The 11,953-nt window shown below is 57.9% G+C and carries 11 protein-coding genes; 2 read left to right on the forward strand and 9 right to left on the reverse strand.

What is annotated here, in order from left to right; translation table 11 throughout:
- Positions 1-72 precede the first annotated feature (72 nt).
- Positions 73-885, reverse strand: a complete 813-nt coding sequence (locus POI8812_RS10665) for a ferredoxin--NADP reductase (protein ID WP_108782592.1) — start codon at positions 883-885, stop codon at positions 73-75.
- A 219-nt stretch (positions 886-1,104) separates the two neighbouring features.
- On the opposite strand from POI8812_RS10665, the gene POI8812_RS10670 reads away from it, so the two are divergent.
- Together POI8812_RS10670 and POI8812_RS10675 are read left to right on the forward strand one after the other, a co-directional pair.
- Positions 1,105-2,664: a DEAD/DEAH box helicase gene (locus tag POI8812_RS10670; protein ID WP_108782593.1), complete on the forward strand. Its 1,560-nt coding sequence runs from the start codon at positions 1,105-1,107 to the stop codon at positions 2,662-2,664.
- 50 nt (positions 2,665-2,714) lie between these two features.
- Complete coding sequence (locus POI8812_RS10675) at positions 2,715-3,101, forward strand: hypothetical protein (protein ID WP_108782594.1); 387 nt, start codon at positions 2,715-2,717, stop codon at positions 3,099-3,101.
- A 72-nt stretch (positions 3,102-3,173) separates the two neighbouring features.
- Here the strand turns inward: POI8812_RS10675 and POI8812_RS10680 are convergent, their stop codons facing one another.
- Genes POI8812_RS10680 through nuoK form a run of 8 tightly spaced genes read right to left on the reverse strand, consistent with a single transcriptional unit; the run spans position 3,174 to position 11,908 of the window.
- The gene (locus tag POI8812_RS10680; protein ID WP_108782595.1) at positions 3,174-4,850 is read right to left on the reverse strand and encodes a ribonuclease J; all 1,677 of its coding nucleotides are present in this window, start codon (positions 4,848-4,850) and stop codon (positions 3,174-3,176) included.
- Positions 4,851-4,853: 3 nt separating this feature from the next.
- Positions 4,854-5,627 carry a type III pantothenate kinase gene (locus tag POI8812_RS10685; protein ID WP_108782596.1) on the reverse strand — a complete coding sequence of 258 codons (774 nt, stop codon included), beginning with the start codon at positions 5,625-5,627 and terminating at the stop codon, positions 4,854-4,856.
- Positions 5,628-5,638: 11 nt separating this feature from the next.
- Positions 5,639-6,370, reverse strand: coding sequence for a biotin--[acetyl-CoA-carboxylase] ligase (locus POI8812_RS10690; protein WP_108782597.1), 732 nt, complete (start codon positions 6,368-6,370; stop codon positions 5,639-5,641).
- A complete protein-coding gene (gene nuoN, locus POI8812_RS10695) occupies positions 6,370-7,818 on the reverse strand; it encodes an NADH-quinone oxidoreductase subunit NuoN (protein ID WP_108782598.1) in 1,449 nt (482 codons plus the stop codon). Before nuoN ends, POI8812_RS10690 begins: the two co-directional genes overlap by 1 nt.
- Before the next feature lies 1 nt (position 7,819).
- Positions 7,820-9,379, reverse strand: a complete 1,560-nt coding sequence (locus POI8812_RS17695) for an NADH-quinone oxidoreductase subunit M (RefSeq protein ID WP_181377198.1) — start codon at positions 9,377-9,379, stop codon at positions 7,820-7,822.
- Between the two features lie 3 nt (positions 9,380-9,382).
- A complete protein-coding gene (gene nuoL, locus POI8812_RS17700) occupies positions 9,383-11,476 on the reverse strand; it encodes an NADH-quinone oxidoreductase subunit L (protein WP_181377205.1) in 2,094 nt (697 codons plus the stop codon).
- Positions 11,476-11,598, reverse strand: coding sequence for a hypothetical protein (locus POI8812_RS17870; protein WP_281258565.1), 123 nt, complete (start codon positions 11,596-11,598; stop codon positions 11,476-11,478). Before POI8812_RS17870 ends, nuoL begins: the two co-directional genes overlap by 1 nt.
- A 4-nt stretch (positions 11,599-11,602) precedes the next feature.
- On the reverse strand, positions 11,603-11,908 hold the full coding sequence (nuoK, locus tag POI8812_RS10705) for an NADH-quinone oxidoreductase subunit NuoK (protein ID WP_108782599.1): 306 nt from the start codon (positions 11,906-11,908) through the stop codon (positions 11,603-11,605).
- Between the last annotated feature and the right edge of the window lie 45 nt (positions 11,909-11,953).

The following is an 11,953-nucleotide window of genomic DNA, read 5'->3' on the forward strand; positions in this document are numbered from 1 at the left end:
CTTCTACCATCGGTAGAATTGCTTGAGATCAAGGCGACATTACGTCGAAGCTGCGCCAAAACTTTGTGCGGATTAATCCACAAATGCCTTTTCAATGACAAAATCACCGGGGGCGGAGTTGGATCCCTCCTCCATGCCCGCATCCTCGCAAATCTGCTTATGCTCCTGAAGCATCGCCATGGATCCGCAAATCATCACCCGGTCATCTTCTGGGGTAAGCGCGCGCCCGGTTGCGTCCGCAAACCGGCCGTCACGAAGCCAATCGGTCATACGGCCCATCTGCTCGGACGTTTCGCGGGTGGTGGTTCCGATAAAACGCAACTTGCCGTTGACCACTTCGGACAGCATCTCATCCGCCTCAATCTCGGCCACCAACGCCTTGCCGTAGTCCAATTCATGCAAATCGCGGCATGTCTGCGTCAAAATGACTTCATCATATTTTTCATAGGTCTCCGGATCCCGGATCACACTTGCGAATGGTGCGATGCCGGTGCCCGTCGAAAATAGGATCAAGCGCTTGCCAGGGGTCAGCGCATCATGGACGAGCGTCCCAACGGGCTTTGCCCGCATGACAATCTCATCACCGACCGCAATATGCTGCAGGCGCGATGTCAGCGGGCCATCATCGACCTTGATCGAATAGAATTCGAGCTCTTCCGCCCAATTCGGGCTTGCAATGGAATAGGCCCGCAAGAGTGGCCGCTCCCCGTCCACCCGTCCAATCATCGCAAATTCACCGGACCGAAAGCGCAGACTCGCCGGTCTTTCACACGTGAAAGAGAACGTCCGGTCCGTCCAGTGACGTACGCCGGTAACTTTCAAAAACGCAACGCCACGCAGACCCTTTGGCAATTCATCGAGGGGCGTTTGGGAACTGAAGGTCATCTGATGCGTCTCTCTTCTATATCGATGTGATGCATATACGGCCCAAGTCAGCCGGCTAACAGGGGCAAACGTATAGGGTCCAGGCCCGTTTAATTGACTCAGAGCCATAATACGGGCATAGGCACAGCAGTCATGAAACGCGACCATTTCGGGTCGCGTCGGTCGCTGAGGATGAGAGCGGCCCACACCGCAGATACTCCCAGAAGACAAAGGGTCACTATGACGAAATTTGCCGATCTCGAACTAGACGAGAAGGTTCTCAAGGCCGTAACCGAGGCCGGGTATGAAAGCCCGACGCCAATTCAGGAACAGGCCATCCCGCACGCCCTCATGGGCAAGGACGTTCTGGGCATCGCGCAGACGGGAACCGGCAAAACGGCGAGCTTTACGCTCCCCATGATTTCAATTCTTGCCCAAGGCCGCGCGCGCGCACGGATGCCCCGGTCGCTGATCCTGTGCCCCACGCGCGAACTCGCCGCACAGGTGGCTGAGAATTTCGAGATCTATGGCAAATACCACAAACTCTCGATGGCCCTGCTGATCGGTGGCGTAAGCTTCAAGGATCAGGACAAGCTGATTGATCGTGGCGTCGACGTGCTGATCGCAACGCCGGGTCGTCTGCTCGACCATTTCGAGCGTGGCAAACTGATGCTGACCGGCGTGCAGGTGATGGTGGTCGACGAGGCTGACCGCATGCTGGATATGGGATTCATCCCCGATATCGAACGCATTTTCGGACTTACGCCATTCACCCGGCAAACCTTGTTCTTCTCGGCCACTATGGCGCCAGAGATTACGCGGATCACCGAGACGTTCCTGCACAATCCGGTTCGGGTCGAGGTTGCCCGACAGGCTACGACGTCCGAGACGATCACGCAGTCGGTCGTTTTGCATCGCCCCTCCGGCAAGAAGGGCGCGGATGGAGAGAAGCGCGAGGTTTTGCGTCGCCTGGTCGAAGCGGAAGACAATTTGACCAACGGCATCATCTTCTGCAATCGCAAGCGCGACGTGGATATCGTCGCGAAATCGCTTAAAAAGCACGGTCTGGATGCCGCCGCGATCCACGGGGATCTTGATCAGTCGCTTCGAATGAAAACGCTGGACGGGTTCCGGAACGGTGATCTTAAACTTCTGATTGCATCCGATGTCGCCGCGCGCGGCCTGGATGTGCCGAATGTAAGCCACGTCTTCAACTATGACGTTCCAATCCACTCCGAGGATTATGTACACCGCATTGGCCGGACCGGTCGCGCGGGGCGGGACGGTAAGGCGATCATGATCTGCTTCCCGCATGAGGAGAAGTATCTCGACAAGATCGAAGAGCTGGTGAAGAAGGCGATCCCGCGTCAGGACAGTCCGCTGGACAGCGCACCTGCGGCAGACGCCAAATCCGATGCTCCGGCGGAAGAGGATGCGAAACCGCGCCGCTCCCGCTCACGCAGCCGCAAGCAGGATAAACCTGCCGAGGCCGAGGCACAGTCGAACGATCAGTCAGAAACGCCGGCGGTTGATGCAAAGACCAAAGCGCGTGAGGAAAAACCGCAGGCCGAGCGCAATCGCGATGACAGCCGCTCTGGCAACAATCGCAATCGCGGGCGCGGCGGCCGTGGCAACCGGAACGACGACAATCGCGTTGTTGGAATGGGCGATCATGTCCCCGCCTTCATGTTGCGGGAAATCAAGATCCCAAAGGCGACGCGCCGCAAAAAGGCAGAGCCAGAGGCAGACGCACCGACTGCTGATGATGGGCAAGACGGCTCCACCGGCGCCGCAGCCTAAAACTTCAACTCCCCGGCCAATGTGCCGGGGTTTTTCGTTGGACGAACAGCATGCGCCTACGCCCTCAATATCACTTCCGGCCGGGTCCGAATGGTTTACGCGCCTGGGACGTGCGAAAGCTGATCACGCTGGCAGAGGCGCTGCCCATTGAAGCGGTTAACATTGAGGAAATCACCGAGCTCGACGCGCCATATTGGTACGCGCATGGAGAACAGCCGACGACGCGCTCAATCGTCGGCCATATGCGACTTATGAACGATGCGGACACCGCTTTTCCGATCCTGCTGTGCGAAGATGGGCACATCATGGACGGAATGCACCGCGTCGCGAAGCGCGTGCTTGATGGACACAAAGATGTTCTCGCCCGCCGTTTCCTGAAGACGCCGCCTCCCGATTTTGAGGGCGTGTCGCCGGGCGAGCTGCCTTACGACACCTAGTCACAAAATGAGAAGGCCCCGCGCAAGCGCCGGGGCCTTTTCCGCATTCAGATAGGGTGCGCGATGTCGCCCTTAATCCTCTAGGCGATTGATCATCACCGTGACTTCCGGCTTTTTACCGATCAGACGGTTCGCCTTGTTGATTGCCGTCTGTTTGACAAGTTTCTCAACCGCTTCATCATCTGCCCGGACCTTGGCTTTCGCCTTGGCCAGATCGCGGGTGATCACCTCTTCCAGCTCGGATTGTAGCCCGGCTTCGACGCCGCCTACTTCTGTAAACAGGCCACGCGCCTCAACCCAGGCATCGCCAACAAGACGGTTCTTTTCGTCGAGAACGATGTTCACGACGAGGAAGCCACGGATTGCCATCCGAATTCTGTCCCGCACGATACCATCCATAGCGCCATAGATGACCGAGCCATCGACGTAGCGACGGCCTGTATCAATCATTTCAGCCACTTTTGGCTGATTGCCGCTCAGGTCGATCATCGTACCATTGGGAGCCACAACAGCCGAGAACCCGCCTTGCTCGGCAAGTTTCGCGTGTTCGCGCAAATGGCGGTATTCACCATGCATCGGAATAACAAATTGCGGTTTGGTAAGCCGGTGCATTTCTTCCAGGTCAGGCCGGTTTGCATGGCCGGACACGTGGTAAAGGCCGCCCTCCTCACCCACAACGTCGACACCCTGCATTGCCAGGGCATTTTCGATGCGGGCAACTGCGACTTCGTTGCCGGGAATGACTTTAGAGGAGAACAGGAACGTATCGCCGTCCTTCAGGCTCAGCTTGCCATATCCCCCCCGCGACAGTTGGGCCGATGCTGCGCGTCCCTCCCCCTGACTGCCGGACGCGAGGACGAGCACGTTTTCAGCAGGCAATTGGGCCGCATCATTGATGTCGATCATGTCAGGGAAATCGGTCAGCAATCCGGTTTTCCGCGCTGTGCCGATCATCTTGTGCATGGCACGACCGATGACTGCAATCGAACGGCCAGCCGCCTGCCCTGCAAGCGCCAGCGTGCGCAGTCGCGCCACATTGGACGCGAAGGTTGTTGCCACGACGAGGCCCGGCTGATTCTTCAACAACTCCGTAACCGGCCCGACCAGCTCGGCCTCCGAACGACCGGGGTTCTTAGAGAACACGTTCGTTGAATCGCAAACGAGCGCCAGGATGCCGTCCTTGGACACCTCGGCAATCGCATCGGGATCAAAAGGCTCACCAACTTGCGGATCGGGATCACGTTTCCAATCTCCGGTGTGGAAGACGCGACCGGCCGGGCTGTCGATGATCATGGCGGAGCTTTCGGGAACCGAATGGCTGATCGGCAGGAAGCCGACCTTGAAAGGGCCCACTTCGACCTGCTCGGGCCACGCGCCGACCGTTACAACCTCGGACGGGTCCTGCCCCGCCTCCTCCATCTTACCGCGCGCAATTTCGGCGGTGAATTCGCGCGCATAGATCGGTGCCTTGAGCTGTGGGAAGAGCCGGCCAATGGCGCCCACGTGGTCCTCATGCGCATGGGTGATGAAAATCGCGTCGAGCGCATGCGCCTTCGACGTGATGAATTCCGGGTCGGCAGTGATCAGATCCACACCTGGGGAGCTGTCCATATCCGGAAAGGCAACACCGGCATCCACCATGATCCAGCGCCGCTTCTTCTCTGCGCCATATCCATAGAGATACATGTTCATGCCGATCTCGCCTGCGCCACCCAATGCGACGTAGACGAGGCTTTCAGTCTTACTCATGTGTTAAACTTGCTTTCTATTATACTCGTGTATGAGGACGAGCCCGTGCATCGTCAGCTCGGTATCGATCGTGTCGATCTCATCCGTCCCCTGATTGAAAAGGGTCGAAAGACCCCCGGTCGCGATCACTTTCATGGGCCGGTCGCGTTCAGCCTTAATCTGTTTGCAGATCCCCTCGATGAGGCCGACATAGCCCCAGAAGACACCTGATTGCATGCAGGCCACCGTATTCGTGCCAACCACCTGCTGAGGTTTGGTGACGTCGATATTCGGCAATGCCGCTGCCGCTTCATGTAGGGCCTTCACGCTGAGATTCACCCCCGGCGCAATGACACCCCCAATATAGGCACCGTCGCTATCCACGACGTCAAAAGTGGTTGCCGTCCCAAAGTCCAGCACGATCAAATCCCCACCGAACCGGTCAAAGCCAGCGACTGTGTTCACCAGGCGATCTGCACCGACGAGCGTGCCCTCATCCACCCGAACCGCCACAGGCAGTGCACAATCCGGTTTGCCAACGACCAACGGACGGCAATCGAAATAGCGATCCGACAGCAGGCGAAGGTTGAACACGACCTGCGGCACAACCGACGAGATAACCACCTGATCGACGTCAAAGGGCAGTTCATTGAACTCAACCAGTTGACGAAGCCAGACATAGTATTGGTCCGCCGTGCGCTGAGCATAAGTAGAGCATCGCCATTCCCCGATGAATTTCGATCCATCATGAAGGGCAAAAACCGTATTCGTGTTGCCTACGTCAATGGCCAGCAGCATGGGCCGCCTCCCTACTCGAAATACACGTCAGCCGCATGCAGGCGCGTAATGCCCTTTGGCGTCGAAAGCAACAGCGCGCCCTCGGAATCAATTCCGTCAAAGCGGCCTGTTGTTACAGTCTCGCCAGCCCTCGCATATATCGTCTCGCCCAGTCGCGCGGCATGGGCCAGCCAGTCCTGTCGCAACCGGTCAAAGCCCTCGGTCGTGAACCGTTCCTCGCGACGCGCGAAATGCAGTGCGAGACTCTCAAGAAACGCCTCCGGTAGAACGTGCTGACCACTGGCTGACTTTAGGTCAACCGGCGGCAGAGCACGATCCTCAAGCAACTCGACCGGCGGGGTCGCGACTAGGTTGACCCCAACCCCAATCAGCAAAGTGTCGCCACGGCTTTCAAGCAGAATACCCGCCAGCTTTTGCCCTCGGCACAGAACGTCATTGGGCCACTTGAGCGAAAAAAGCGCGGGCTTTGCTGTCATCTCCACCAGGGCATCGTGCAGGGCCATGGCCATGACGAAAGAGCGAAGCGCCCAGCGAGCCTGCGATCCGGATGGTTTCAGCGCGAGCGTTGCCGCGAAATTGCCCAGTGGCATCTGCCAGGCCCGTCCTCGGCGGCCGGTGCCCGCCGATTGACGCTTCGCCAAGACCCAGATCGGGGCATCAGATGCGCGGGAGGCGGCTTCCACCATCGTGGTCGCCGCCTCCTCCAATATGATGCGTCCGTAGTCGGACGGCCAATTCATCATCAATTAAACAGCGTCGCCGCAGCATCCAGCGCGATCACATCGACACCGAACAGGTTGATGCCGGGCAGCCAGGCCAGAACCATGACGAGCGCGGCGAAGGCGAGCGCCACACCATGCGTGACCGGCATGGACCCCGTCAGCGGGTCTACCTCTTCACCGAAATACATCAGATAGATGATGCGAAGGTAATAATAGGCCCCGATCACCGACGCCACGACACCCAACACCGCGAGCGGCACCAGACCCGCGGCAACCGCTGCGGTGAAGACATAGTACTTCGCAAAGAAGCCCACCAATGGCGGAATACCTGCGAGTGAGAACATCAGGATCGCAACAGCCATCGCCTTTGCAGGTGCCACAACGGAATACCCGCCCAAAGCGTAGATATCCGTCACGGGGCGGCCATCACGCTCCATATTCAGAATGAATGCGAAAGTCCCGATATTCATCACGACATAGACAGCCATGTAGAGCAACAGCGCGCCCACACCCTCTTCCGTGCCCGCTGCAAGACCAACAAGCGCAAAGCCCATGTGGCCGATAGAGGAGTAAGCCATCAGGCGCTTGATATTCGTCTGCCCAATCGCCGCGATTGAACCAATGAACATCGAAAGGATCGCAAGGAATGTCAGGATTTGCTGCCAGTCCGCGGTGGCATTGCCGAACCCGTCAATCATCACCCGGGCAAACAGGCCCGCAGCAGCGACCTTCGGTGCAGTGGCGAAGAATGCCGTAACGGGGGTTGGAGAGCCCTCATAAACATCCGGCGTCCACATATGGAACGGTGCGGCGCTGATCTTGAAGGCAAGGCCCGTGGTCAGGAAGACAAGACCGAACAGCAGGCCAAGACCCATACCCTCATCCGCAATCACGGCGGCGATGCCCTCGAAATCTGTCGTGCCCGTGTAACCGTAGACGAGGCTGGCACCATAGAGGAGCAGACCTGACGACAGCGCACCCAGAACGAAATATTTCAGGCCGGCCTCGGTCGAGCGCAGGCTATCGCGGCGGAACGACGCCACGACGTAGAGCGACAGCGACTGCAATTCAAGGCCCATATAGAGCGCCATCAGGTCACCGGCACTCACCATCATCATCATGCCGACAACGGCCAGAGCGATCAGGACCGGAAACTCGAACTTCATCATATCGGTGCGCCGCAAATATTCGCGGCTCAGCAGCAGCATGACGGCAGCACCAAGCAACAAGGTGACCTTTGCGAAGCGCGCGAACCCATCATTGATGAATGCGCCTTCGAAAGCGACGCGTGTACCAGGCTCTTGCGTGGCAACCATGATGGCCACGACGCCCAATACAGCAACGGTCGCAAGCAGGATGACTTCAGCCTGCTTGTCCTTGCCCATGTAGACGCCAAACATCAGCGCCGCCATGGCAAAGCCTGCAAGGATCAGTTCGGGAAGAACGATGGAGAGGTCTTGAGCCAGCATCTCAGTGTCCCGTTTCGGTATCGTGGGCCTCAGCCATCAGCGTCTCCGCCTCGGCCAATGCCAGTTCATAATTGCCAAGCAGCGCCTCAACAGCCGGACCTGTGATGTCAGTCACGAGGCTGGGATAAACGCCAAGCAGCAGGGTCATCGCAACGAAGGGCGCAAACAGCCACTTCTCACGCGCATTCATGTCCTGAATGGTCTTGAGGCCGTCCTTGACCAGTTCACCAAACACAACACGGCGATAGAGCCAAAGCGCATAGCCTGCTGAGAGGATCACGCCGGTGGTCGCAAAAATCGCAACCCAGGCATTCGCCTTGAACGCACCCGACAGCGTCAGGAATTCGCCCACAAACCCGGACGTGCCCGGCAGACCGACATTGCCCATGGTGAACAGCATGAACACCAGCGCGAAGGCAGGCATGCGGTTCACAAGCCCGCCATAGGCCGCGATCTCACGCGTGTGCATCCTGTCATAGATCACACCGACAGCGAGGAAGAGCGCGCCGGAGATGAAGCCGTGGCTAATCATCTGGAACACAGCACCATCTACGCCTTGCTGGTTCGCCGCAAAGATCCCCATGGTGACAAAGCCCATATGCGCCACAGACGAATAGGCGATCAGCTTCTTCATATCTTCCTGCATCAGTGCCACCAGCGACGTGTAGATGATCGCGATGACGGACAGGGTGAATACGAAGTTCGCCATCAGGTCAGAGGCCACAGGGAACATCGGAAGGGAGAAGCGCAGGAAGCCATAGCCCCCCATCTTCAGCAGGATCGCCGCCAGAACAATCGAGCCCGCCGTGGGCGCCTGCACGTGTGCGTCGGGCAGCCACGTGTGGACCGGCCACATCGGCATCTTAACCGCGAAGGACGCGAAGAACGCGAGCCAGAGCAGCGTCTGCACTCCGCCCACGATCTGAATGCCCGCAACCGAGAATGTGCCATAGGCAAACTCGTGCCGCAGCAGATTCGCAATATCCGTCGTGCCCGCATCTGCGATCATGTACATCATCGCGATCAGCATGAGCACCGATCCGAGCAGCGTGTAGAGGAAGAACTTGAACGCTGCATAGATGCGGTTCGCCCCACCCCAGATCCCTACGATGATGAACATCGGGATCAGGCCTGCCTCGAAGAATAGGTAGAACAAAATGATGTCGAGGGCGCAGAACACGCCGATCATCAGCGTTTCCAGCAGCAAGAAGGCGATCATGTATTCCTTGACGCGGTGGGTCACGCCCCAGCTCGCGCCGATCACCAGCGGCATAAGGAATGTCGTGAGCATGACGAACAGCACGCTCAACCCGTCGACACCCATCTTGTAGGTCAGGCCACCGATCCACTCCGCCTCTTCCACAAACTGGAAGTCGGTATTCTCTGGATCGAATCCAGTCAGGATGAACAATGACAGCAGGAACGTTGCCACTGTGACAACCAGGGCCACCCGCTTTGCGTTGAGCTGCGCCGCCTCATCATCGCCGCGCAGCAGCACAGCCAGAACGACAGCACCGATCAGCGGCAGGAAGGTGACGATGGAAAGAAGATATCCGTCCATGACTTAGGCAGCCCCTCGAATGGCAAACCAGGTGATGATCGCGGCCAGGCCAAGGATCATCGCAAAGGCGTAGTGGAAGACGTAGCCGGACTGTGCCCGGCCCGCGAGGCGGGTAAGGAAAGGCACGATGCCCATCGCCAGCCCGTTGATCCCGCCATCAATCGTGGCGCCGTCGCCCTTTTTCCAAAGGAACGAGCCCAGCCACATCGTGGGTCGCACGAAGAGGACGTTATAGACCTCATCAATGTACCACTTGTTGAGCAGGAAGTTATAGGCACTCGGGAATGCCGCAGCCATGTTCGCGGGCATCTCAGGCCGACGAATATACATGATCCATGCGCCAAGCAGACCGAAGAGCATCGCGAAGAACGGCGCCAGCTTCACCCAACCAGGCACGTAGGTGTAGTTGTCGGCTACATCAGGGCCATGGCCAAACGGCTCGTACTCTTCTTTGGCGTATTCATCGCCATGGGCGTCGTCCGAATGATCATCGGAATGATCGTCTCCGTGATCATCGCCGTAAGCGGACTCACCGTAAGACGTCTCTTGCTGAGCAATGGAAGACGCCCAGAAGGCATCAGCGCCATAGCTCACGAACGGCTTGTAGTAGACCATGCCCGCGAAGATCGCGCCCACCATCAATACCATCAGTGGGATGGTCATGACCTTCGGGCTCTCATGCGCATGCTCATGTGTGTGATGGTCGCCGCGCGCCTCGCCATAGAAGGTGAGGAACATCAGTCGCCACGAATAGAAGCTGGTGAACAGTGCCGCGATCACCAGCGCCCAGAAGGCAAAGTAAGCTTCACCCGCGAACGCACCCTCGATGATCGCATCCTTGGATACAAAGCCAGCAAGGCCGAGCGGAATGCCGACAGCATCATAGTACAGGAAGGTCGGAATGCCGACACCAGTGATGGCCAACGTTCCGATCATCATCGCCCAGAATGTCACAGGCAGTTTGTTCTTAAGCCCGCCATAGTTCCGCATGTCCTGCTCATGATGCATCCCGTGGATCACGGACCCTGCACCAAGGAACAGCATCGCCTTGAAGGCAGCATGTGTGAACAGGTGGAACATCGCGGCCTGATAGAAACCGGTACCCGCAGCCACGAACATATAGCCGAGTTGCGAGCAGGTCGAATAGGCAATCACACGCTTGATGTCGTTCTGGACCAGACCCACGGTCGCCGCGAAGAACGCCGTCACCGCGCCGAGGCCGATGATGAACGCATTCACCGCATCGGTCATCTCATAGAGCGGCGACATCCGGCAGACGAGGAATACACCCGCCGTCACCATGGTCGCAGCGTGGATCAATGCAGAAACCGGCGTCGGGCCTTCCATCGCGTCGGGCAACCAAGTGTGCAGGATGAACTGTGCCGATTTGCCCATCGCGCCGATGAACAACAGGAACCCGATGGTCTCCAGCGCGGGCAGATCCATGCCCAGGAACCAGATCGTCTGGCCCTCAAGCGCGGGCAGCGCATCGAAGACTGCGTCAAAGGTGACGCTGTCTGTAACCATGAAGAGCGCAAAGATCCCCAGGGCAAACCCGAAATCCCCGACCCTGTTGACGATGAATGCTTTCATCGCCGCAGCACCGGCGGATTGCTTGCGATAATAGAACCCGATCAGAAGGTAGGAGGCGACACCTACACCTTCCCAACCAAAGAACATCTGGACGAGGTTATCCGCCGTCACCAGCATCAGCATCGCAAAGGTGAAGAAGCTCAGATAGGCAAAGAAGCGGGGGCGATAGCTCTCACCCTCGTTGAAATGCTCATCATGGGCCATGTAGCCAAAGCTGTAGAGATGCACGAGGGCAGAGACCGTCGTGACAACGACGAGCATCACACGCGTCAGCGTGTCAACGCGGATCGCCCAATCTGCCTCCATCAAACCGACGTCCAGCCAGCGTGCGATGGTAACGATCTGCGTGCCTTCGCCTGTCAGGAAGACAATCCAGCTCAGCGCCGCCGACAGGAACAATGCACCTGTCGTGACGTATTGCGCACCCGTCTCTGAGATGTAGCGCCAACCAAAACCGGCGATCAGCGCGGCAATGAGCGGAGCAAATAGGATGATTTGATAGATCATTGGCCTTCATCCCCTTCGGAATTCGCCGATTGGAACGTAAAAACGCCAGTCGCAAACAGGACGCCGACAGTGCCAGCGATCAATGATGTCGCAACGCCGATCATGCCGAGAACACTCATCAGATCAGCCCTTCATCACGTTGACATCTTCGACAGCGATAGTTCCGCGGTTGCGGAAGAAGCAGACGAGAATTGCGAGACCGATGGCCGCTTCTGCAGCGGCGACCGTCAGGATGAACAGGGTAAAGACCTGCCCCACCAAATCACCCATATGCGTCGAGAACGCGACCATGTTGATATTCACGGCCAGCAACATCAGTTCGATGGACATCAGGATGACGATGATGTTCTTGCGGTTGATGAAGATCCCGAAGATCCCCGTCACGAACAGCAGCGCAGCGACGGTGAGATAATGCTCCAACCCGATCACTTGTCTTCTCCTTGGCTGCTCTTGCGGCCGATTGCATAGCCAACC

Origin of the sequence: Pontivivens insulae, from assembly GCF_900302495.1 — a bacterium.
GTDB lineage: Bacteria > Pseudomonadota > Alphaproteobacteria > Rhodobacterales > Rhodobacteraceae > Pontivivens > Pontivivens insulae.

Excerpts from the sequence above, each read along its gene's own strand:
- POI8812_RS10680 (WP_108782595.1), bottom strand. The coding sequence starts at position 4,850 with ATGAGTAAGACTGAAAGCCTCGTCTACGTCGCATTGGGTGGCGCAGGC.
- nuoN (WP_108782598.1), bottom strand. The coding sequence starts at position 7,818 with ATGCTGGCTCAAGACCTCTCCATCGTTCTTCCCGAACTGATCCTTGCA.
- POI8812_RS17870 (WP_281258565.1), bottom strand. The coding sequence starts at position 11,598 with ATGAGTGTTCTCGGCATGATCGGCGTTGCGACATCATTGATCGCTGGC.
- POI8812_RS17695 (WP_181377198.1), bottom strand. The coding sequence starts at position 9,379 with ATGGACGGATATCTTCTTTCCATCGTCACCTTCCTGCCGCTGATCGGT.
- POI8812_RS10670 (WP_108782593.1), top strand. The coding sequence starts at position 1,105 with ATGACGAAATTTGCCGATCTCGAACTAGACGAGAAGGTTCTCAAGGCC.
- POI8812_RS10665 (WP_108782592.1), bottom strand. The coding sequence starts at position 885 with ATGACCTTCAGTTCCCAAACGCCCCTCGATGAATTGCCAAAGGGTCTG.
- POI8812_RS10690 (WP_108782597.1), bottom strand. The coding sequence starts at position 6,370 with ATGATGAATTGGCCGTCCGACTACGGACGCATCATATTGGAGGAGGCG.
- POI8812_RS10675 (WP_108782594.1), top strand. The coding sequence starts at position 2,715 with ATGCGCCTACGCCCTCAATATCACTTCCGGCCGGGTCCGAATGGTTTA.
- POI8812_RS10685 (WP_108782596.1), bottom strand. The coding sequence starts at position 5,627 with ATGCTGCTGGCCATTGACGTAGGCAACACGAATACGGTTTTTGCCCTT.